This is a genomic window from Donghicola sp. XS_ASV15 (genome assembly GCF_041224595.1).
Taxonomy (GTDB): Bacteria; Pseudomonadota; Alphaproteobacteria; order Rhodobacterales; family Rhodobacteraceae; genus Donghicola.
Genome location: NZ_JBGFGN010000135.1, coordinates 1 through 20,203 on the forward strand (window position 1 = coordinate 1; position 20,203 = coordinate 20,203).

Here is a 20,203-nt window from a genome sequence, read left to right on the forward strand (position 1 = left end):
ACCTCACAGAATTGGCCTGACGGCCAATGCGCCTTGGACCGGGCTTGCTATATGAGGGCCGCACGCTCCAAGGCGCTCGCCCCAAACTGGCCGACTTTTGCTCCGCCACAATGGCCGAATTTTACTCCGCCGTTGACACCTGCACCTTGGGCTGCGAGCGCCCGCCTGCGATTACAAGATCGGGTGCCATCACGGCGAGCGCTTCAAAATCAGGCTCGAACAGGGAGCCGACTGTGGGCACATCTTGCGTTGCCTTGGCCAGATAGGCGGGCGGCGTGATGTCCGGAATGCCTGCAATCTCAACACCAAGTGCATTCAGGGTGTCGATGGCTGACAAGTCCAGCGCAACCACTGTGGCAGGGTTCAGGGGCGCGGATTGTGGACCGGTTGCCGTCTCGACGGTCACGGTTTCGGCGAGGGCAGTGACGGGAATGGCGGTTAAGGCAAGAGCGGCAAAAAGGGGTTTCATCCAAAGCTCCTTGAGGGTCAGGGATTCAATCGCAAAGTTGATCATAACAGTCAGCTTTAATTTCCGACAAAAATACTAGGTCTGACGAAGGCGCAAGCAAAAACTCTGTGATGAGGTGAAAAAGCGGACCTGCCGGTTTCGGTGGGAACGCAGCGCGGCGCGACCATACATACCAGCGATAGGCCAAATGACGGCAATGCCGTTTACCGTGGGTGCAAGGTAACTCGATGCTTTATGGGGATTTTTCAGTGGCTCCGGCGGTAGGGATCGAACCTACGACCAATTGATTAACAGTCAACTGCTCTACCGCTGAGCTACGCCGGAACACTGTAGGGCGTTCTATAATAAGAGCATTCTTTGGGCGCAAGCGGAAATTCCAAAAAACCTGAAAATGATTTTCAGCGCTCCTAAGGCCATGACGATTCTTGGAAAACAGTCGCTGCGCATCTTCGATCAACTTTCAGAAACTGGCCAGACTTAGCGGGCCGATACTTAATGCTGAATTGTTTGACATGTCAGAGCGCCGCACTCTGCATTGGCGACCCGGATCAATGCAGGAGACAGAGATGGGACGGTATGACTGGGACAGTGTGCTTCGTGGGTTTGACGGTCAAAACAGGGTGATCCACCCAAGCGCTGCAAAGCGTGATGTGAAACACGAAGGCGAGTTCGGTGGGGGTCACCTGAAATGTCACTGCCAAATCAGCCCGATTGTCGTCCGAGTGACGACACAGGTTCAGCACAACCACCTATGCGGTTGCAGCCAGTGCTGGAAGCCTGATGGCGCACTGTTCTCGCAAATTGCTGTGGTCCCGCAAGAGGCTGTGGCAGTAATCGAGAATGGTGACAAACTGGGTTTGGTCGATCCGTCCTCTATGATCCGCCGTTATGCCTGTCGTGACTGCGGGGTGCATATGGTCGGTCGGATCGAATCCAATACGCACAGTTTTTATGGGCTCGACTTCATTCATACAGAACTGTCCGAAGAGAAAGGTTGGGCGGGACCGACCTTTGCGGCCTATGTGAGCTCTGTCCTTGAGACAGGCTTTCCCGCTGACCAAATGTCCTACTTGCGAGCGCAGTTGCGCGCCTTGGGATTGGAGCCCTACGATTGCCTGTCGCCTGACCTCATGGATGTTATTTCGCATCATGCATACTTTCGCAGCCGGTCACATGGTAGGCGGGATTCGGCCGAAGTGGCTGTCGGATAACCGCTTGGGCCAAGTGAAATCCGAATAGTCCTGCCTATTTTTATGGTGCTTTTCTAGAATCATCGGGTACGCTTCCTGTCAGGGAGGAAATTACAATGATTCAGGAACCAGCGGCGGAGTCGACTGGGCAGATGTGTTCTGTCCTGATTGTAGACGATCATCCACTTTACAGCGACGCGTTGACGGCGGCTCTGCGGAGCGAGAACCCGGAGTGCGAGGTTACGTCGGCGCGGTCTTTGCGGGCCGCTTTGAAAGCGCTTGATGACGGATGCCAGCCAGACCTCGTGATGTTCGATCTGAAATTGCCAGATGTGCTTGGTATCTCTGGGTTCCTTTCATTGCGAGAGCGTATGCCGGACCTGCCAATTCTCGTGATTTCTTCGCTTACGTCAAATGACGTCGTTCATGCATTGATGGCAAAGGGCGCGGCGGGATTCCTGCCCAAAGATGCATGCTCTGAGATTTTGCGCGAGGTGGTGAGCACCGTCTTGGCAGGCGAAAGATACCTGCCCACCGCATATCAGCAGTCCACCGCAAACGAAGAGCCCGAGCGGGTGACCGGAACCAAATTGGATGAACTCACCCCGCAACAGCAAAAGATCATGCGGCTGATCTGTTCTGGCAAAGCAAACAAACAGATCGCTTATGAACTGTGTCTCGCAGAGGCGACGGTCAAAGCCCATATCACGGCGTTGCTTCGGCGGCTTGGGGTGCAGAACCGGACTCAGGCAGCAATGATGATGGAAAGCTCTCTGGCGGCGGGGCAGTCTTCAGACCCTGACGCGCTTGCATTCCTGACCCATTAATCATGCTGGATCAAGGAAACACAGCACGGTTCGTGCGTGTGGCCCTATCCCGAGCCTCCACCGCGACCGAGGCTGTGACCGAAGCTGTCGCGCAGGTGGACCGGCGCGCAACGTGCTTTGTCATGGCCTTTGTGCCGGATCATCTGGACCGAGAGGTGCTGGCGAGTGAGCTTGATCGGCAGATGGGGGGCGTTCCGGTGTTCGGGTGCACGACAGCGGGCCAGATTACGCCCCATGGGTATGACACCGAGTCCCTGATGCTGATCGCGTTTCCACGGCGGTACTTCCGCTGTGCCTCGATGTTTGTCGAGCACCTTCGCGACTTCCCGATGCGCGAAATGAGTCAAAAGGTCGATCGCCTCAAAACCCAGTTCCAGCGAACTGCAGGATGGCGCAGGTTGGGTTTGGTTTTGTGTGATGGCGTGTCGAAACAAGAGGATTTGCTTGTCTCGACCTTACAGCTCTGCCTCGGGGAAATCCCGGTTTATGGGGGCTCTGCGGGGGATGGGCTGAAGTTTCAAGAAACCTATGTTCTTCATGGAGGGCGGTTTCATTCTGGCGCAGCGCTCATGCTCCTGATTGAAACGGCACTGGATTTTTCTGGCGTCGGGTTCGACCATTTCCGGCCGACAGATACCTTGATGGTGGTGACTGACGCTTTGCCCGAAGAGCGGGTCGTGCTGGAGTTGAACGGTGCCCCGGCAGCTTTGGAGTACGCGCGCAAGATTGGTGTTGCGGTGGAGGATCTCTCTCCCGAGGTCTTTGCCGAGAATCCCGTGCTCGTCCGACAGAACGCGAATTTCCACGTGCGGGCGATCCATTCGGTCGAGGATAATCACGGGCTCTCGTTTATGGGGGCGATTGACGATGGCCTGCTGCTGACCCTGGGGACTGGAACAGAGATCATCAATGCGCTGGAGACTGGTCTGGGGCTGAAGGGCAGCGCGGATCAACCGCCAGACTTTATCCTTGGGTTTGACTGCATCCTGCGCAAACTGGAATTTACCCAGAAGGGGATGCTGGACGACGTTTCTGCGGTGTTTCGCAAATACAACGTGCTTGGCTTCAACACATATGGCGAACAGCACTGCGGGGTCCACGTGAACCAAACCTTTGTAGGCGTTGCGTTTTTCGAGCACACGCCGGAGGATCTGCATTGATCAATCCCGCCGACAGCCCGCAGGAACAAATCCGCAAACAGGCCAAGATTATCGATGCGCTTATTCGCCGGATGAACCACCAGCACGAACTGGGGAACTCGGCCTATGCGACATTTCAATCGGCGGTCGCGATGCAAGACAAAATGCACGAACAGTCGCGGGATCTGGCACGTACTACGTCTGAATTGGCAAATGTTCGCATCGAGAGAGAGCGCACGCGCAAGAACCTGACCAGTGCGCTTGCCGCGATGGAAGGGGGCTTTGCGCTTTTTAACCGGTGCCGGTTGGAAGTCAGCAATGAACTTTTTCAGATGGTGCTGCCCGATATCTCGGGGCGCATTCAACCCGGTCTGGAAATCGACGCCTATATCGAGGCGATGCTGTCGAGCGAACATCTGGTTGGCACGGACGGGCGTCTTTTTGGGGCACTGGCGCAAGTGCGCCGCTCAGCCGTCGGAGCTGCGGTGAATGCAGTCGTCGCCGAGCTGGTGGGGGATCGTTTCTTCCAAGTAAATCTTCAGCGCACAAGTGAAGACAACATCGTCATCCTGTTGACCGACATTAGCCGGATTGTGCGCCAGAACCGCAGCGAGAAGGAAAACCTGATCGACCGTCAGGCAAATTATTTGCAGGCGGTGTTTCAGAATATGACTTCCGGCGTTTGTACCTTTGATGCGGATGGGCGGGTCAAAATGTACAACCAGCGGTTCCGTCAGCTCTTGGGCCTGCCCTACACGCTACTTCAGACAGGCTCCGAATTGGACCTCATTGTCCGACATGTGAAATCGCATGCGGTGTTTGAAGACGAGGACGCTTTTGATGTGCCGTTCTGGATGGAGCGATTGCGCAAACAGGGGCGGTTCCGATCACGTCTTCGCCATGCAAACGGGCGCATCTTGGATATGCACTCGCACGTCTTGCCTGATGGCGGTTTTGTGGTCGATCTGGGAGACGTGTCAGCCGAGATCCGCACTGCCGAGATGCTCGAAAACCGCGTGGCAGAGCGCACTGGTGAACTCACCGAAGCCAATGTCCGTCTACGCGAACAATACGAAGAGAAGGCCCGCGTCGAAGAGAAATTACGTGTCGCCAAAGAGGCGGCAGAGGCAGCGGTATCGTCGAAAACCCGTTTCTTGGCGGCGGCCAGCCATGACCTGTTGCAACCAATCAATGCGGCCAAGCTCCTGATTTCGACGATCAAAGAAGAGACCAAAGGCGACCCTGTGCATCCAATGGTCAAACGGCTCCAGTCGTCCTTTAGCTCGACCGAACAGCTCCTTCATGCACTGCTTGATATCTCGCGGCTGGATAGTGCCGATGCCAGCGCGTTGCAGCCGTCGAATGTGTGCCTCGGGACGTTGATGCAAGGTGTCTACGAAGACCAGATGCGCGTCGCCGAAGACAAGGGTGTGCGACTGGATGTAGTGCCTGCGATGGTCTTTGTCCGGTCCGATCCGGTTTACCTGTTGCGGTCTATACAAAACCTCGTGGTGAACGCGATCCAGTACACCCCCGAGGGGGGGCGCGTTCTGGTTGGGTGCCGTCGGCATGGGAATAAAGTGGTTCTTGAAGTTTGGGATACGGGCATCGGTATCACGCTGAAGGATCAGTCCAGAGTTTTCGAAGAGTTTACCCGCGCTGGGAATGTTCCGATCGGCTCTGGTGTCGGACTTGGGTTGTCGATTGTCGAACGCACCTGCCGCCACATGGGCCACCAAGTCTGGGTGAAATCGAAACCCGGCGTGGGTTCTGTATTTTCGATAGCTATGGATCGCGTGGCTGTTCGACCCGAACAGATCGAAGAACGCGTTCCGGTAAATATCAATGAATCCAGCACGATGGATTTGATTGTTCTGGTTGTCGAAGATGATCCTTCGGTCCAGTTCGCCATGGTCAAGAAGCTAGAACAGTGGGGTGCGTCGGTTCTGGGGGCCAGTTCGACATCAGAGGCGCTGCGTCATGTGCGCGACATGGGCATCCCGCCGGACATCATCTTGGCGGATTATCAACTCGGAATGACGGATACTGGGATCAACGCAATCCGCGCGGTGCGGCAACTGACAGCCATGAACGTGCCCGCGATCATGATCACTGCGGATCGTGGTGATCATTTACTAAAGATCGGGTCAGAGCACCAAATACCGGTTCTGACCAAGCCGGTGCGCCTGCGAAAACTGCGGCCTCTGATCGAATGGTTGACCCGTGATCCGGTGGAACCTTTGGTCGCCGCCGGCACAGACGAAAGTCGGCAATGACTGCCATTGCCGAGCGGTTAGGCTGATCCTCGGGGAGGAGTTTATCATGCGGAAAACATTGCTATCTTTGGCCTTGGTGTGCGCCGTGGGCGCGCCTGTTCATGGTGCTGTTCTAGAGGGTAATGCCCTTTACGAGACACTATTCAAAACGGGGACATTGGCGCAGATCGAGACAGGTGAAAAGTTGGTTTACCGCCGAGACGTCACCAACAAAGCACTGCCTGATGCGGCCACCCGAGACACCGGCGATGTTGTTCTGTCGCTCGAACAAGGCGACGCGCTGATGGCGAACCTCGAGTTTCGCCAAGATGACATGCATCGCAATCTAGGAAGCTTTCCTGCCAGTATCGGAAACCCGATGATTATGTATTTTGCCGAAACGGTCGCGCGTGACATGGCCGAAACGTCCGGTGGTAGCCCGTTCTATATCAGGAACCGCTTGAAAGAGGCGTTGGTCAGCGCGGCAGAGATCACAGAGGGTGAGGCTGACCTAGAGGGCACGGATATACCTGTAAAAATCGTCGTGCTGCGCCCCTTTGCCGATGACCCAAACCGCGACCGGATGCATGGGTTTGAGGATTTGGAACTGACCGTCGCCATGTCGGACTCAGTGCCCGGATGGTATCTGTCGCTGACGGCGGTGACCCCAGCAGAGAGCACTGTGGGCTACAGATCCGAAACCCGCTTCGTTACTGTAGAGGCCACGCAATGAAATTACCGGCGATCTTACTGGCTCTGTCCACGCTTCCTGCTTATGGGCAGAGTGTTGCGCAGCAATTCAATGATTACCCGACAGCTGCGCGGGCGGACTATGTGTTCGCCTGTATGGCGAGCAATGGCCAGACCCGACAGTCTCTTGAAAAGTGCGCGTGTTCCATCGACGAGATCGCGACGATCTTGCCTTATGAAAAATATGTTGAGGCAGAGACGGTGCTGTCTATGCGACGCACAGGCGGCGAGCGCATGGCAATCTTTCAAAGCGCGGCCTCCGCTTCGGCGCTGGTGGCCGACCTGCGGCGGGCGCAGGCCGAAGCCGAGGTGATTTGCTTTTGATCAACTGCCCGATTTGGGCAGTACGTTTCGCCAGATGTTGCCTTCGGTATCGGTGGCCTGGACGATCAGATCGTCGGCCCCGGTGTCGGTGTAGGTGAACCGGAACACCGGGTTTTCGCTGATCGAAATACCGCCTTCCATCGTAAAGAGAACCGCGTCCCCCTGAAGCACCTCAATCTCGCTCAGGAAGTGAGCGGGAATGAATAGCTGGGTCAACTGGTCGCGCTGAAGTCCCGAATAATTCGGATGCCGGATCATGATCTGCGCTTCACGGCGATTGTGGTCTTGGGGTGCGAACTGGCGCAGTTTCATCTTGCCCATGTCAGCTTTGGCCATCTCCGGATCGCGGGTGGCTGGGGCAGAGCAGCCGCCCGACGCTTTGACAAATCCGCCATCCATCGCCAGACCATTTGGCGTTTTGGCCAGAACTCGGACGTTCGAGTAGGCGTTCACACGTACCCGCAATTCAAAATCAAGCGGCAGCATTTCCGGCCCGAAGTTGAAAGTGCCTGCCACTGGCGCCGGGTTTTCGTCAATGACGACGGTGGCCGCTGTGACGGCCATGGCGGGATCGGTCTGGATGATCCGGATCGGGACGGTGCCGGCGTCTTGGGCGCGTTTCGGGGCCTCGATCTTGAACATGCCCGTTGCGGGAATGGGTGTGAGTTCGCCGATAACGTCGGCCTGTAACGCGTCCCATGTGGGACTGTCTTTCATAGGCGCGGTCTCGCCAAAGGCAGGTAGCGCGATGGACAAAGCCAGCGCAGCAACAAGGCAGCGTGTGATCATTTGGGCTCCTCCTTGAGGGCGAAGTATGCCAGATCAGCAACGCGTTTCTCATACCGCCGAAAGTCTGTGTGGTCCGCAGGGAGCTGGCCCCCAACCCTTGAGGCAAATTGGATGGGAGGCCGTGATGTTCGAATTGATCGCGACGGTGTGTGTGGCAGGAACCTGTCATGCACAACTGGTGCCGGGCTTTGAGGCGGAAACTTTGCCAGAATGCCAAAGCCTTGCTGCGGATCATTACGGCGGGCTCGAGGCCTCGTGTCAGCCCATTGGACCGGCGCTGGATCTGTCAGAGGTTGCGCCTGGCGTGTATGTTCACATTGGTGAAATAGCCGAGCCGAATCCGGAAAATAGGGGCGATGTGGCCAATATGGGCGCGATCGTAGGTCGCGACTCCGTCGCTGTGATCGATTCGGGTAGTACGCGACAGGTCGGGGAAGCGCTGTGGCGCGCGGTGCGAAAAGTCACGGAATTACCTGTTCAGCACCTGATCCTGACGCATATGCACCCGGACCATGTGCTTGGCGCTGCGGTTTTCGCCGAAGCAGGCGCCGACGTGATCGGGCACGAGGGATTGGCGCGCGCGCTGGCGGATCGTCAGGGCAGCTATCTGTTGCGCATGGAGCAGGAAGTCGGCGCTGAACTTTTCAAAGGCACCATCGCACCCGCCGTGAACATAGAAGTCGCGGATGAGATGAGTATCGACTTAGGCCTGCGTGAAGTCACTTTGAATGCGTGGCCTCTTGCGCATACGCAGACGGATCTTACCGTGCATGTGCCCGATGCAGAGCTCTTGTTCGCTGGGGATTTGCTGTTCGATGACCATTGTCCGTCACTTGATGGCTCGGTCGTGGGGTGGCAAACGGTACTGGATGACCTGATTGCGTTTCAGGTCACGCAGATGGTGCCGGGTCACGGCGAGGTTCTTGCGTGGCCGCCAAAGGATCTACCGCTGAAGCGCTACCTGGCGGATTTGGAGGCCGAGACCCGCGCCGCGCTGGACAAAGGAAGCCGTCTAGACGAGGCCGCAATGACAGTCGCGCACGAGGCCTCGAAGGAATGGCGCTTGTGCAGCACATACACCCCGCGGAACGCGACGGTCACGTATACCGAGTTAGAGTGGGAATAAGTCAGAGCGCAGCGTTCTGCAGAAGACTCGCGAGTGCAAACAGGCGCTTTTCCAAGAGAACTGGAGATTCGCACAGGTACGTGACAGATTGCTGGCGTTCCCGATAGATGCGGTCATCCCAGTCAACTTGTTCTTCCAATGCATCAACGGTGTCGTAGTCAGGCTCTGGCATATCCATCAGCCGTTCCATTTCGGATCGTGCTTCGTCAATCCGCTCGGCCAAGGCGATTTGACCGGTAGACACATTGCCAATGCCGCTGATGATACGTGTGCGTCGCTTGCTGATGGTGTCGAAGACTTCGGAAAATACCGCCTGCATCAAATCCCGTTCGGTTCCATGGGTTTGCGCAAAGTCAGAGATCATCTGGCGCGCGTTCTCCATGTCCACACGCTGTAGTGAAAGGGCCGATGCCAGCTCCTCGACAGCGCCTTGCTGGGGATCGCTTAGGCTGATGTTTTGCTTCGGCTCGGGCCACATCAGACCCAGAGACAACCGTTCCACCTTGCGCTGGATGCACGGCCAAGTCGGGTCGGAAAAGTCCGCTGCCTGTACATGAGTTGTCGCAACTGACAAAGCCAGTGCCATAGAAAGATTACATAAAATCTTCATGCGGTACCTCCCTGCGCATTGAATATGTGTTACTTGGGGTCTGTCTGTCTATGCAGACCTGACACCAACCATCGTATGCATTGAGTGAAACGCAAAGTGCTCAGCATACTTGGACCAACCCGTGTGTACCGCGGAATACTAACTCAAATTCATGGAGACTATGGATGCGAACCCGTGCCGCCGTTGCCCTAGAGGCAGGCAAACCCCTCGAAATTATGGAAGTCGAACTCGAGGGCCCCAAAAAGGGAGAGGTTCTGGTCGAGATTAAAGCGACCGGCATTTGTCACACCGACGAATTCACCCGCTCGGGTGATGACCCAGAAGGTCTATTCCCCAGCATTCTCGGCCACGAAGGTGCCGGTGTGGTTCTGGAAGTCGGCGAAGGCGTCACCACGCTGAAGCCCGGCGACCACGTAATCCCGCTGTATACGCCTGAGTGCCGCGAATGCCCCAGCTGCCGTTCAGGCAAAACCAACCTGTGTACTGCGATCCGCAACACTCAGGGTCAGGGCCTGATGCCCGATGGAACCACTCGGTTTAAGATGTTGGATGGCACCCCAATCTATCACTACATGGGCTGCTCGACCTTTGCGAACCACACTGTCATGCCCGAGATTGCTCTGGCGAAAGTTCGTGAAGACGCGCCGTTCGAGAAGATCTGCTATATCGGCTGCGGCGTCACCACCGGCATCGGTGCAGTGATCAACACTGCGGGCGTCGAGATCGGCTCGACCGCGGCTGTGTTCGGTCTGGGTGGCATCGGTCTGAACGTGATCCAAGGCCTGCGTATGGCGGGTGCGGACATGATTATCGGTGTCGATCTCAACGACGACAAAGCGGAAATGGCCCGCAAGTTCGGCATGACCCACTTTGTGAACCCGTCCAAGATCGAAGGCTCGGTCGTGCAGGAAATCGTCAACCTAACCAAAAAGGGCGACGATGTCATCGGCGGCGTGGACTACTCGTTCGACGCAACCGGCAACGTCAAAGTCATGCGTGACGCGCTAGAATGTTCGCACCGCGGTTGGGGTGTGTCGGTCATCATCGGCGTTGCGCCGGCGGGTGCCGAAATCAGCACCCGTCCGTTCCAGCTGGTCACTGGCCGCGTCTGGAAAGGGACCGCATTCGGTGGCGCCAAAGGCCGGACCGACGTTCCCAAGTTCGTCGATTGGTACATGGACGGCAAGATCGAGATCGACCCCATGATCACGCACGAGTTGACCCTCGACGAGATCAACGAAGGCTTTGAACTGATGCACGCGGGCAAATCGATCCGCGCTGTCGTGAAGTTCTAAGGTTGGGGGACGAGATGGAGGTCGTATCGGAAAATAGAAGCTTCGGCGGCCGCCAGATCGTCGCGAAACATCCCTCTGACGCGTGCGGGTGCGACATGACCTTTGCGGTCTACTTGCCTCCGCAAGCCGAAGAAGGTCCAGTCCCGGTGCTTTGGTATCTATCGGGGCTGACCTGCACACATGAAAACGCCATGAGCAAGGCTGGCCTGCAGGAACACGCTGCCCACCATGGTTTGGCAATCGTCTATCCCGATACCTCGCCGCGCGGCGACGAGATCGCGAATGACGAAGCCTATGATTTGGGGCAGGGCGCAGGCTTCTACGTGAACGCCGTATGCGATCCGTGGAAAGCTAACTTTCAGATGTATGACTATGTCACAGATGAGCTTCGGGGACTGGTCGAGCGAACGTATCCGGTGACAGACCGTCACGGTATAACAGGGCATTCAATGGGCGGCCATGGTGCCCTGACGATCGCGATCCGCAATCCGGACCGCTACCATTCCTTGACGGCCTTTGCGCCGATCACGAACCCAACCCGCTCGGATTGGGGCCGCAAACAGCTCTCGGCCTATCTGGGAGATGACGAGACCACTTGGTCAAATTACGACGCCACGCTCCTGCTCGAGGAGCATGGATGGAAGGGCGATATCCTGATTGATCAGGGGGCCTCGGACCAGTTTCTGGATCTGCTCAAGCCCGAAAGCCTGTCTGCGGCGATGGCGCGCCGCCGCCAACCGGGTGAGTTCCGCATGCAGCGGGGCTACGACCATTCCTACTATTTCGTCAGCACATTCGCTGGCGAGCATGTCGCATGGCATGCAGAACGGCTGAATTAAAGGAAGCTACTCATGTTTAAACGGGTTTTTGTCGCAGTACTTCTGCTCTCGGTTCCGGCCAATGGGGTCATGGCCGAAGGAGACCCCGCCAAAGGCGAGCGGGTCTTCAAGAAGTGCCAGGCTTGCCACGCCGTCGGCGCGGACGCCAAAGCGAAAACCGGACCTGTTTTGAATGGCATTGTTGGCAGTGAGGTCGCTGTTTCGGAGGGGTATTCCTACTCTCCGGCGATGCAAGAGTTTGCCGAGACCGGGGTGACCTGGACGGTAGAAGAACTGGACGCATTCCTCGCCAAACCGCGCGAGCATGTGTCGGGAACAAAGATGTCTTTTGCAGGTCTGCGCAAAGAGAAAGAGCGCGCAGACGTGATCGCGTATTTGGGTACGTTTACCAAGTAACAGACCCATGGGGATCATAGGGCCCCAGTACAAGAAGCTTGCGCCCGGAGGGAGGAGAGGTCGCTGGACGCAGGCACCAGTCGGGAGAGGTGTGCCCGATGACCAGAGGGCGGGGATGGCCCGTCAATCAGGGAGGAAAACATGAAAAGCCTTAAGTACTTAACATCAGTATTGGCGATTTGCTCGGCGACAGGCGCGCTGGCGAATGCCGATCTACAGAGCCAGATCGACAACCCCGCGCAGTGGGCGATCCAGACTGGCGACTACGAGAACCAGCGATATTCGGAACTGGATCAGATAAACGCGGACAACGTTGGGGACATGCAGGTTGCATGGACCTTCTCGACCGGCGTTTTGCGTGGTCACGAGGGCTCGCCACTGGTGGTGGGAGACGTGATGTATGTCCACACGCCGTTCCCGAACACGGTCTACGCTCTGGATCTGACGCAGGAAGGTAAAATCATCTGGAAGTACGAGCCCAAGCAGGATCCGAACGTGATCCCTGTGATGTGCTGTGACACCGTAAACCGCGGCGTGGCCTATGCGGATGGCAAGATTTTCTTGCATCAGGCAGACACCACGGTCGTGGCTCTGGACGCGAACACGGGCGAAGCGCTGTGGTCGGTCAAGAACGGCGATCCCAGCAAGGGTGAGACCAACACCGCGACCGTCATGCCGGTCAAGGACAAGGTCATCGTTGGCATCTCGGGTGGTGAATTCGGTGTGCGCGGCTCTGTGACGGCCTACAACATGGAAGACGGCAGCCTCGCATGGCGCGCCTATTCGATGGGTCCGGACAGCGACATCCTGTTTGATCCGGAAAACACCACCCATCTTGGTCAACCCGTTGGCGCGGACTCTGGCACCAACACATGGGAAGGCGATCAGTGGATGATCGGTGGCGGCACCACATGGGGATGGTATTCCTATGATGCCGAAGCTGATCTGATCTACTACGGCACCGGTAACCCGTCCACTTGGAATCCGGCGCAGCGCCCTGGTGATAACCGTTGGTCGATGACCATCATGGCACGCGACCCCGATGACGGCATGGCCAAGTGGGTCTACCAGATGACTCCCCATGACGAGTGGGATTATGACGGCATCAACGAAATGATCCTGACCGATCAAGAGATTGATGGCCAGGTGCGCAAGCTTCTGACCCACTTTGACCGGAACGGTCTGGGTTACACGCTGGACCGCCTGACTGGCGAACTGATCACCGCAGAGAAGTTCGATCCGGCCGTGAACTGGACCACCGGCGTCGACATGGACCCTGCATCCGAGACCTACGGCCGTCCCGCAGTGGTGGCCCAGTACTCGACAGAGCAGAATGGCGAAGACGTGAATTCGACCGGCATCTGTCCGGCGGCTCTGGGCTCCAAAGACCAGCAGCCTGCGTCCTACAGCCCCAAGACAGAGCTGTTCTACGTGCCGACCAACCACGTCTGCATGGACTACGAGCCCTTCCGCGTGAGCTACACCGCAGGTCAGCCCTATGTGGGCGCGACACTTGCAATGTACCCCGCACCGGACAGCCATGGCGGCATGGGGAACTTCATCGCGTGGGACAACATCGCAGGCGAGATCAAGTGGTCCGTCCCCGAGCAATTCTCGGTCTGGTCGGGTGCTCTGGCAACTGCGGGTGACGTGGTGTTCTACGGCACACTCGAAGGTTACCTGAAGGCCGTTTCGGCTGACACCGGCGAAGAACTGTACCGCTTCAAGACCCCCTCGGGCATCATCGGCAACGTGATGACCTATGAGCAGGCGGGCAAGCAGTACGTCGCGGTTCTGTCGGGTGTCGGCGGATGGGCCGGCATTGGCCTTGCGGCTGGTCTGACCAACCCGAACGACGGTCTGGGGGCTGTGGGCGGCTACTCGGCGCTCAGCGACTACACCGCTTTGGGTGGTCAGCTGACTGTGTTCACCCTGCCTGACTAAGCGACATGCTTGATCCAAGGGAGCCGGCCGTTTGGCCGGCTCCAACCCCCGAAAACTTAAGGATAATATGATGATCCGACAGGGTTTTTCTCTGGTGGCACTGACCACCGGTCTGATGGTTGCGTCCGGTGTATGGGCTGAATCCAGCTACACAATGGACGACCCGAACATCGCCGTCTCCTACGAGGAAGATGGCCGCTATTTCACAGAAGATGACGTTCCGACCTTTAACGTCACTGACGATGGCAAGGTTGACTGGCTGACATTCTCGGGCTTTCGCCGCTATCACTCGGAATGCCACGTCTGCCACGGCCCCGATGGCGAGGGATCGACCTACGCGCCCGCGCTGAAAAAATCCGCGCTGGACATGGATTACTACGACTTCCTCGATGTGGCGACGAACGGACGCCAGCGGGTCGATGCGGCGGATAACTCGGTCATGCCTGCCTTTGGCACCAACCTGAACGTGATGTGCTATCTGGATGACATCTATGTCTACCTCAAAGCCCGCGGCATGGAAGCTGTACCTCGCGGTCGTCCCGGCAGCAAAGAAGCCAAATCCGATGACATTCGCGAAGCTGAAAATGCCTGCATGGGAACGTAAATCTGCTCTCAAGGTTCTGGCCGTGGCGCTCTGCGGGCTCTTGCCCGTCAGCGGCGCCGCGCAGACCTCGGATCTGGTGTCGCACCATGCGTTCCGTGTGTGTGCAGATCCGGCCAACCTGCCGATGTCCGACGATCAGGGCAGGGGATACGAGAACCGACTGGCAGAGCTGTTTGCGTCAAAATTGGATTTACCTGTGGAGTACGAGTGGTACCCGATGGCCACGGGTTTCATCCGCAATACGCTCAAGGCGGCGAAGTGCGATGTGGTGATCGGGTATGCCCAGGGGCATGAGATGGTTCTCAACACGAACCATTACATGACCTCTGGGTTTGTTCTTGTCGCGCCTCGGGATAGCGCCTTGTCCAACGTCAGCGGGCTGTCTGATCCCGCGCTGCAGGGCAAACGGATCGGTATTGTGGCAGGCACTCCGCCCGCCACGCACATGGCGCGCTACGGCCTGATCGGCAAGGCCAAGCCCTATAACCTGACCGTGGACCGCCGCTACGAGAGCCCCGTGGTCAACATGCTCGAAGATCTTAAGGCCCAAGAGATTGACGCCGCCATTCTGTGGGGGCCGCTTGGCGGACCGTTGGTGAAATCCGACTATCCGGGCATGACGGTCCTGCCTCTGTTGGGGGAAACACTGCCGCCCAAGATGTTCTATCGCATCACCATGGGCGTCCGTCAGGGAGAGAAGGTCTGGCAGCGCAAGCTTAACTCGCTCATTCGTCGTCATCAGGATGAGATCAACGCCATTCTCATGGAGGCGGGTGTGCCCCTGCTGGATGCGCAGGGCCAGACCTTGCTGGAACTCCCCCAGTGAGGTGGCCATGGGCGGCTCTAATGTCCTGCCTGCCCATGGCTCTCCTCGCGCAGGTGGCCGAGCCCGAGGGCTACCGTACCCAACAGTATCGGGCTGCAGTTCCGTCAGAGCTTTCTGGCGGGACTGTCATCACGACACCAGAGGCCGAGGCGCTCTGGCGTGAGGGGCAGGCGGCTTTTGTCGATGTGCTGCCCCAAGCGCCCAAGCCTGCCAATCTGCCAGAAGGCACGATCTGGCGCGACAAACCCCGCCACTCTATCCCCGGCGCGATCTGGCTGCCAAATACTGGTTACGGCGCGCTGGCGGATGTGACGCTCGATTATTTCCTATCGGGATTGGACGCCGCGAGCGGTGGGGACAAGGCGCATCCTCTGGTCTTCTTTTGCCTAGAAGAGTGCTGGATGTCTTACAACGCTGCGCGCCGTGCGCTGGAGTTGGGCTACAAGGATGTCAGCTGGTATCCCGATGGCACCGACGGCTGGACGTTCTTTGATCTGCCGACCGAGCAAATCAAACCCTTTGCCGAGGAGTAAGGGGCTCAGGGTCGGATAAACCGGCCAAACGCCCGTGGCCCGTCTGCTGTCGGGTAGGTCGCAATGATGCTCTGGCTCTCTGGATCAATGACTTGGATGGTATTGTCGAACCAGTTCGCAATCACGATATCCCCGTCAGAGGTCGTATCGATCCCCTCTGGGTATTCGTTTGTGGCAATCTCGGTCAGCGGGGTCAGTGTTTGCAGGTCAAACAGGCTCAGCGTGTTGGCGTATTGGTTGGTCGCGAAGCCGACAGCGCCCGCAAAAGCGATCCCGTAGGGCCGCTCTCCCACTGGAATGGTCGCAATCACCAATCCAGCCTCTGGATCAATGACGCTCACATCGTTCGTTCCCACATTCCCAACGAACAACCGGCCGTCTGCATGGAACCGCAGACCATAGGGACGCACGCCGGTTTTGACACGGGCCACGACCTCGAGTGTGTCTGTGTCAAACAAAGAGACCTGATCCCCATCGCGGTCGGCACTGGCCAGAAGCCTGCCGTTCGCCGAGATATCCAACCCTGCAGGCGCGGCGCCGGTTTTCAGCGCGTCCAACACGCTCAAATCTTGGCCAGATAGCACCCAGATGCGGGCGTTGTACCAGTCGGACACAAAGAGCCGATCGTGCGCAGGATCATAAGCGATCCCCGTCGGCCCGCCGTCCAGAACTGTCTCTGCCAGGACCGCGCCGGTTTCGGGGTGGTGACGCCGGACGGTCTTGGCCTCGGGCGCAACCGTGTACACGGCGTCTCCAGACACAGCGATCCCCGCCGGTTGACCGGGCAGGGGCCAGCGCGCAATTTCGCGCCCTTCGTCCAGATCAAAGACACTCAGCGCCTCGCCGTTCTGACAGGTGATGTAGGCGATATCCCCAAGCGCGGGTAGGGCGGCGCATCCCAGCGCCGCCGCAAGTTCAAGAACCCGGCGCACCAAATTTCTCGACCAAGGCATCAAGACCAGCCTGATACACCCCGCTGACTGCGGCAATCGCGGCTTCGTCGTTTAACTCGGCAGGCGGATCGTTGTTCGGGTACCCACGGTAGAAGGCCCCTTTCCACTCGATCTTGGAGCCACCGCCATCGCGGGGCGTCACCGTCAGGTGGGATGAGTAGTTGGTGACAGGCAGAACCTCGACCTTCACGTCGGTGATCCGATAGGAATAGCTCATCTTGGTGGCGTCGTACTTGTACAGGATCTCGTCGATCGTCGGACCGCCTTCTTCGCCAAGCACCAATTGGCGCGTGGCATCAATCTCGTTGCCGCCGTTCCCAGTGGTCGCATGCACCGCAGGGTGCCACCCCATGTCCTGGAAATTCCCGATCGCAGCCCAAACCTCTGCGGGCTCTGCGGCGACTTCGGTGGACAGCGTGATCTTCTGCCGCGTGGGCCCGTGGGCATAGGCCAGCCCGGGCAGCGCAGCCAAGGCGACCGCGCCAAGGAATAAGCGTCGTTTCATTGGGATCCTCCCCTGTCTTCTGTGAAGAACGTTGTTTTCAGGATGTACCGCATGCCGCGCTGCCAGCTTTCATCCGTGTTGTTCCGGATATCGACCACACGGCCTTTGACCATGTTGCCCGTCGCGGCATCGCGCATCTGTAAATTCATGCTCAGGATCAGGTTCGAGACCTTCTGAACCTCGCCGACTAGGGAATAGTCTGCCCCCAGCTTGGTCGCCATGCGCGTGTCGCAGCCATAGCACTTGGCGGGGTTCACGGTGGCGTCGATTTGCTCTTGCACAGGGGCTAGATCGACCAAGTCGTACCCGTTTTCGGCAAAGCGCTCGCGCACCATCGCCTCGAGCATATCGATCCGCGCCATCTCTGCTGGGTCTTGGCCTAGTTCAGCAGTCTGCAAAGAGCTGTCCAGAAAGGTGATCCCGAAAAACGCCACGCTCTCAGCGCTTTGGGCAGGAGAGCCAAAGCCGAGCAGGGTTGTCAGGATCAGTGCGGTGTTCCGTAGCATACCGCCATCGTCACGCGGGACGGGGGCTGCTGCCAATTGCTCCGAAAGTATCGGTAGCGAGCCGCGCCGCCGCTCTGACAAGCTGTTGGTATGCGTCGGTATTCAGTGACGTGAACGTGTACGGAGGTGGCATGCGCAGACAAACGGGAACATGGGCTTTGGCCTCTGTGATGGTGCTGGCCGGACTGGCACCCGCGGCGGCGGTCGAGGTAACCTCTGCTGTTTTGCGCGTTGACTATCAGACACTGCTGCCGATCTCGCGATATGACCTGAAGCCGGATGATTTGGGCTTCGCCGGTGCGGCGCTCGCTGACGAAGATAACAGCACCACGGGCCGCTTTCTGGGGCATACCTATGAAACCCGGACCCTGAGCGTTCCACCCGAAGCCGCCGCCGAAGCCGCTGCTGAACTGGTCGCTGACGGCGCGCCTTATGTGGTGGTCATCGCCAATGGGCCGGACACAGCGGCCATTGCTGATGCCGTGGCTGGGGCAGGGGGGATCGTTCTGAATGCGGGTGCCGCTGATAATAGCCTGCGCGGCGCTGAATGCCGTGAAAACCTGCTGCACATCGCGCCGTCCAATGACATGCGTGCGGATGCCGTGGCCCAATTTGCCATGTGGAAAAAGTGGCCGCGCTGGGTACTCGTCGAAGGCTCCAATCCCGCCGATCAGGAATTGGGACAGAGTTACGAACGCGCCGCCCGCAAGTTCGGCGCCAAAGTGGTCGAGACCCGCACATTCGAAGATACCGGCGGCACGCGCCGCACGGACTCGGGTCATGTCTTGGTACAGCGCCAATTGCCGACTTTTATGCAGGACTTGCCGCGCCACGATGTGGTCATGTCCGCCGACAACTCTGACTACTTTGCGGCGTATCTGCCCTATCATTTGTGGGACCCGAGGCCCGTTATGGGCTCGGCTGGTTTGCGGCCGGTGACCTTTCATCCCGCGCACGAGGCGTGGGGTGCGACCCAGTTCCATACTCGGTTCGAAGACTTAACGGGGCGCTATGTCCACGAAGAGGATTACGAGGTCTGGCTGGCCCTGCGCGTCATCGGAGAGGCCGTGACTCGTACCAGCAGCAACGATCCGGCCGTCCTGCGCGACTACATTCTGTCGGATGACTTCGAATTGGCCGCGTTCAAGGGGCAGAAGGTCACCTTCCGCGATTGGAATGGTCAGATGCGCCAGCCAATCTTGCTGTTTGACGACCACATCACAGTCAGCGTCAGCCCGCAGGATGGTTTTCTACACCAGATATCCCCGCTCGACACCCTAGGGCAGGACCGTGCCGAAAGCGCCTGTGCCGCCTTTGATTAATCCTAGATGGAGACCTTTGTGAAACCTCTGCTTTTGACGACTGCCCTCGTGATGGCCGCTACCTCGGTCTCTGCCAACCGCGCCTTCGTGTCGAACGAGCGGGGAAATACAGTCACCGTGATCGACACAGAGACGTGGGAGGTCGAGACCGAGTTCTTTGCCGGAAACCGCCCGCGCGGGATCACCGTCAGCCCTGATGGGACTTTGCTGTATGTCTGCGCCTCTGATGATGATCAGGTCAAAGTGTTCAGCACTGAAACCTTCGAGGAACTCTATAGCCTGCCATCTGGCCCAGATCCTGAGCTGTTCACTCTGCACCCGTCGGGCAATCCGCTGTATATCGCGAACGAGGACGACAATCTGGTCACTGTGACAGACACCGAAAGTCACAGGGTTCTGGCGGAAATCCCTGTCGGGGTCGAACCCGAAGGCATGGCGATTTCTCCTGACACCAAGTTCGTAATTAACACTTCGGAAACCACGAACATGGCGCACTTCATCTCGACCGAGGATTACGAGATCAAACACAACATCCTCGTCGATCAGCGGCCGCGCTATGCCGAGTACACGCCGGACGGCAAGCGCCTGTTCGTGAGTTCAGAAATCGGGGGGACTGTATCGGTCATCGACATTGCAGACGACGGCACGCCGACCCTGACCAAGAAGATCGGGTTCGAAGTCGCTGGCGTGCTGCCGGAATGGCTTCAGCCTGTGGGGGTCAAAGTCACGTCGGACGGTAGTCGGGTTTTTGTTGCCTTAGGGCCGGCGAACCGCGTGGCCGTCATCGACGGGGATACGCTCGAAGTGCTGGACTACATTCTGGTCGGGCAACGGGTGTGGCAGATGGCGTTTACACCTGATGGGGCGCACCTGCTGACCACGAACGGCAATTCCAACGACATCACAGTGATCGACGTGGCCAAGGAAAAGGCCATTCAGTCCATTCAGGTCGGCCAGCAGCCTTGGGGCGTGGTCGTCACACCGAAATAATTGGGGAGAGA

General features: G+C 58.0%; 22 protein-coding genes and 1 tRNA gene. 16 read left to right on the forward strand and 7 right to left on the reverse strand.

The window, feature by feature from the left end; all coding sequences use genetic code 11:
- Window positions 1–121: 121 nt before the first annotated feature.
- Both AB9K37_RS10750 and AB9K37_RS10755 read right to left on the reverse strand, forming a co-directional pair.
- Complete coding sequence (locus AB9K37_RS10750; protein ID WP_369838297.1) at window positions 122–469, reverse strand: ABC transporter substrate-binding protein; 348 nt, start codon at window positions 467–469, stop codon at window positions 122–124.
- A 249-nt stretch (window positions 470–718) separates the two neighbouring features.
- A tRNA-Asn gene (locus AB9K37_RS10755) sits at window positions 719–793 on the reverse strand.
- A gap of 242 nt (window positions 794–1,035) precedes the next feature.
- Between AB9K37_RS10755 and gfa the strand changes: the two genes are divergently transcribed.
- The 6 genes from gfa (at window position 1,036) to AB9K37_RS10785 (ending at window position 6,954) form a co-directional block, all read left to right on the forward strand.
- Window positions 1,036–1,680 (forward strand): S-(hydroxymethyl)glutathione synthase, encoded by a 645-nt coding sequence (gene gfa / locus AB9K37_RS10760; RefSeq protein WP_369838301.1) that lies wholly within the window; start codon window positions 1,036–1,038, stop codon window positions 1,678–1,680.
- A 95-nt stretch (window positions 1,681–1,775) separates the two neighbouring features.
- Window positions 1,776–2,486 (forward strand): response regulator, encoded by a 711-nt coding sequence (locus AB9K37_RS10765; RefSeq protein WP_369838304.1) that lies wholly within the window; start codon window positions 1,776–1,778, stop codon window positions 2,484–2,486.
- Window positions 2,487–2,488: 2 nt separating this feature from the next.
- Window positions 2,489–3,646 carry an FIST N-terminal domain-containing protein gene (locus tag AB9K37_RS10770; protein ID WP_369838307.1) on the forward strand — a complete coding sequence of 386 codons (1,158 nt, stop codon included), beginning with the start codon at window positions 2,489–2,491 and terminating at the stop codon, window positions 3,644–3,646.
- Window positions 3,643–5,901: a PAS-domain containing protein gene (locus tag AB9K37_RS10775; RefSeq protein ID WP_369838309.1), complete on the forward strand. Its 2,259-nt coding sequence runs from the start codon at window positions 3,643–3,645 to the stop codon at window positions 5,899–5,901. The genes AB9K37_RS10770 and AB9K37_RS10775 overlap by 4 nt, the downstream gene beginning before the upstream one ends.
- Before the next feature lie 46 nt (window positions 5,902–5,947).
- On the forward strand, window positions 5,948–6,613 hold the full coding sequence (locus AB9K37_RS10780) for a hypothetical protein (RefSeq protein WP_369838312.1): 666 nt from the start codon (window positions 5,948–5,950) through the stop codon (window positions 6,611–6,613).
- Window positions 6,610–6,954, forward strand: a complete 345-nt coding sequence (locus tag AB9K37_RS10785; protein ID WP_369838315.1) for a hypothetical protein — start codon at window positions 6,610–6,612, stop codon at window positions 6,952–6,954. The genes AB9K37_RS10780 and AB9K37_RS10785 overlap by 4 nt, the downstream gene beginning before the upstream one ends.
- Here the strand turns inward: AB9K37_RS10785 and AB9K37_RS10790 are convergent, their stop codons facing one another.
- Window positions 6,955–7,743: a quinoprotein dehydrogenase-associated SoxYZ-like carrier gene (locus AB9K37_RS10790; protein ID WP_369838317.1), complete on the reverse strand. Its 789-nt coding sequence runs from the start codon at window positions 7,741–7,743 to the stop codon at window positions 6,955–6,957.
- Between the two features lie 124 nt (window positions 7,744–7,867).
- Between AB9K37_RS10790 and AB9K37_RS10795 the strand changes: the two genes are divergently transcribed.
- Window positions 7,868–8,869 carry a quinoprotein relay system zinc metallohydrolase 2 gene (locus AB9K37_RS10795; RefSeq protein WP_369838319.1) on the forward strand — a complete coding sequence of 334 codons (1,002 nt, stop codon included), beginning with the start codon at window positions 7,868–7,870 and terminating at the stop codon, window positions 8,867–8,869.
- Between the two features lies 1 nt (window position 8,870).
- On the opposite strand, the gene AB9K37_RS10800 is transcribed toward AB9K37_RS10795, so the two are convergent.
- Window positions 8,871–9,479, reverse strand: a complete 609-nt coding sequence (locus AB9K37_RS10800) for a hypothetical protein (protein ID WP_369838321.1) — start codon at window positions 9,477–9,479, stop codon at window positions 8,871–8,873.
- 164 nt (window positions 9,480–9,643) lie between these two features.
- Between AB9K37_RS10800 and AB9K37_RS10805 the strand changes: the two genes are divergently transcribed.
- The 7 genes from AB9K37_RS10805 to AB9K37_RS10835 all read left to right on the forward strand — a co-directional run bounded on the left by AB9K37_RS10805 (window position 9,644) and on the right by AB9K37_RS10835 (window position 15,916).
- Window positions 9,644–10,774, forward strand: coding sequence for an S-(hydroxymethyl)glutathione dehydrogenase/class III alcohol dehydrogenase (locus AB9K37_RS10805; protein ID WP_369838324.1), 1,131 nt, complete (start codon window positions 9,644–9,646; stop codon window positions 10,772–10,774).
- Between the two features lie 14 nt (window positions 10,775–10,788).
- The gene (gene fghA, locus AB9K37_RS10810) at window positions 10,789–11,613 is read left to right on the forward strand and encodes an S-formylglutathione hydrolase (RefSeq protein WP_369838327.1); all 825 of its coding nucleotides are present in this window, start codon (window positions 10,789–10,791) and stop codon (window positions 11,611–11,613) included.
- Between the two features lie 12 nt (window positions 11,614–11,625).
- On the forward strand, window positions 11,626–12,009 hold the full coding sequence (locus AB9K37_RS10815) for a cytochrome c family protein (protein WP_369838329.1): 384 nt from the start codon (window positions 11,626–11,628) through the stop codon (window positions 12,007–12,009).
- Between the two features lie 141 nt (window positions 12,010–12,150).
- Window positions 12,151–13,953, forward strand: a complete 1,803-nt coding sequence (gene xoxF5 / locus AB9K37_RS10820) for a lanthanide-dependent methanol dehydrogenase XoxF5 (protein WP_369838332.1) — start codon at window positions 12,151–12,153, stop codon at window positions 13,951–13,953.
- A 154-nt stretch (window positions 13,954–14,107) separates the two neighbouring features.
- Window positions 14,108–14,557 carry a c-type cytochrome, methanol metabolism-related gene (locus AB9K37_RS10825; RefSeq protein ID WP_369838585.1) on the forward strand — a complete coding sequence of 150 codons (450 nt, stop codon included), beginning with the start codon at window positions 14,108–14,110 and terminating at the stop codon, window positions 14,555–14,557.
- On the forward strand, window positions 14,538–15,383 hold the full coding sequence (locus AB9K37_RS10830) for a substrate-binding domain-containing protein (protein ID WP_369838591.1): 846 nt from the start codon (window positions 14,538–14,540) through the stop codon (window positions 15,381–15,383). The genes AB9K37_RS10825 and AB9K37_RS10830 overlap by 20 nt, the downstream gene beginning before the upstream one ends.
- Before the next feature lie 20 nt (window positions 15,384–15,403).
- Window positions 15,404–15,916 carry a PQQ-dependent catabolism-associated CXXCW motif protein gene (locus AB9K37_RS10835; protein ID WP_369838335.1) on the forward strand — a complete coding sequence of 171 codons (513 nt, stop codon included), beginning with the start codon at window positions 15,404–15,406 and terminating at the stop codon, window positions 15,914–15,916.
- A 5-nt stretch (window positions 15,917–15,921) separates the two neighbouring features.
- Here AB9K37_RS10835 and AB9K37_RS10840 read toward each other — a convergent pair whose 3' ends face one another.
- From AB9K37_RS10840 to AB9K37_RS10850, 3 genes are read right to left on the reverse strand one after another with little or no spacing between them, the layout of a single operon-like run.
- Entirely contained in the window at window positions 15,922–16,848 is a 927-nt protein-coding gene (locus AB9K37_RS10840) for a YncE family protein (protein ID WP_369838338.1), read from the reverse strand.
- Window positions 16,832–17,374 carry an SRPBCC family protein gene (locus AB9K37_RS10845; RefSeq protein ID WP_369838341.1) on the reverse strand — a complete coding sequence of 181 codons (543 nt, stop codon included), beginning with the start codon at window positions 17,372–17,374 and terminating at the stop codon, window positions 16,832–16,834. Before AB9K37_RS10845 ends, AB9K37_RS10840 begins: the two co-directional genes overlap by 17 nt.
- Window positions 17,371–17,880 carry a DUF3280 domain-containing protein gene (locus AB9K37_RS10850; protein WP_369838344.1) on the reverse strand — a complete coding sequence of 170 codons (510 nt, stop codon included), beginning with the start codon at window positions 17,878–17,880 and terminating at the stop codon, window positions 17,371–17,373. The genes AB9K37_RS10845 and AB9K37_RS10850 overlap by 4 nt, the downstream gene beginning before the upstream one ends.
- Window positions 17,881–18,011: 131 nt before the next feature.
- Between AB9K37_RS10850 and AB9K37_RS10855 the strand changes: the two genes are divergently transcribed.
- Together AB9K37_RS10855 and AB9K37_RS10860 are read left to right on the forward strand one after the other, a co-directional pair.
- On the forward strand, window positions 18,012–19,202 hold the full coding sequence (locus AB9K37_RS10855) for an ABC transporter substrate-binding protein (RefSeq protein ID WP_369838347.1): 1,191 nt from the start codon (window positions 18,012–18,014) through the stop codon (window positions 19,200–19,202).
- Window positions 19,203–19,220: 18 nt separating this feature from the next.
- Window positions 19,221–20,192: a YVTN family beta-propeller repeat protein gene (locus AB9K37_RS10860; protein WP_369838350.1), complete on the forward strand. Its 972-nt coding sequence runs from the start codon at window positions 19,221–19,223 to the stop codon at window positions 20,190–20,192.
- The last annotated feature ends 11 nt before the right edge of the window (window positions 20,193–20,203 follow it).

Coding starts and splice junctions, on each gene's coding strand:
- AB9K37_RS10750 (WP_369838297.1), bottom strand. CDS start 469: ATGAAACCCCTTTTTGCCGCTCTTGCCTTAACCGCCATTCCCGTCACT.
- fghA (WP_369838327.1), top strand. CDS start 10,789: ATGGAGGTCGTATCGGAAAATAGAAGCTTCGGCGGCCGCCAGATCGTC.
- AB9K37_RS10830 (WP_369838591.1), top strand. CDS start 14,538: ATGCCTGCATGGGAACGTAAATCTGCTCTCAAGGTTCTGGCCGTGGCG.
- AB9K37_RS10845 (WP_369838341.1), bottom strand. CDS start 17,374: ATGAAACGACGCTTATTCCTTGGCGCGGTCGCCTTGGCTGCGCTGCCC.
- AB9K37_RS10770 (WP_369838307.1), top strand. CDS start 2,489: ATGCTGGATCAAGGAAACACAGCACGGTTCGTGCGTGTGGCCCTATCC.
- AB9K37_RS10850 (WP_369838344.1), bottom strand. CDS start 17,880: ATGCTACGGAACACCGCACTGATCCTGACAACCCTGCTCGGCTTTGGC.
- AB9K37_RS10815 (WP_369838329.1), top strand. CDS start 11,626: ATGTTTAAACGGGTTTTTGTCGCAGTACTTCTGCTCTCGGTTCCGGCC.
- AB9K37_RS10805 (WP_369838324.1), top strand. CDS start 9,644: ATGCGAACCCGTGCCGCCGTTGCCCTAGAGGCAGGCAAACCCCTCGAA.
- AB9K37_RS10785 (WP_369838315.1), top strand. CDS start 6,610: ATGAAATTACCGGCGATCTTACTGGCTCTGTCCACGCTTCCTGCTTAT.
- AB9K37_RS10800 (WP_369838321.1), bottom strand. CDS start 9,479: ATGAAGATTTTATGTAATCTTTCTATGGCACTGGCTTTGTCAGTTGCG.
- AB9K37_RS10835 (WP_369838335.1), top strand. CDS start 15,404: ATGTCCTGCCTGCCCATGGCTCTCCTCGCGCAGGTGGCCGAGCCCGAG.
- AB9K37_RS10780 (WP_369838312.1), top strand. CDS start 5,948: ATGCGGAAAACATTGCTATCTTTGGCCTTGGTGTGCGCCGTGGGCGCG.
- AB9K37_RS10765 (WP_369838304.1), top strand. CDS start 1,776: ATGATTCAGGAACCAGCGGCGGAGTCGACTGGGCAGATGTGTTCTGTC.
- gfa (WP_369838301.1), top strand. CDS start 1,036: ATGGGACGGTATGACTGGGACAGTGTGCTTCGTGGGTTTGACGGTCAA.
- AB9K37_RS10855 (WP_369838347.1), top strand. CDS start 18,012: ATGCGCAGACAAACGGGAACATGGGCTTTGGCCTCTGTGATGGTGCTG.
- AB9K37_RS10795 (WP_369838319.1), top strand. CDS start 7,868: ATGTTCGAATTGATCGCGACGGTGTGTGTGGCAGGAACCTGTCATGCA.
- AB9K37_RS10790 (WP_369838317.1), bottom strand. CDS start 7,743: ATGATCACACGCTGCCTTGTTGCTGCGCTGGCTTTGTCCATCGCGCTA.
- AB9K37_RS10825 (WP_369838585.1), top strand. CDS start 14,108: ATGGACGACCCGAACATCGCCGTCTCCTACGAGGAAGATGGCCGCTAT.
- xoxF5 (WP_369838332.1), top strand. CDS start 12,151: ATGAAAAGCCTTAAGTACTTAACATCAGTATTGGCGATTTGCTCGGCG.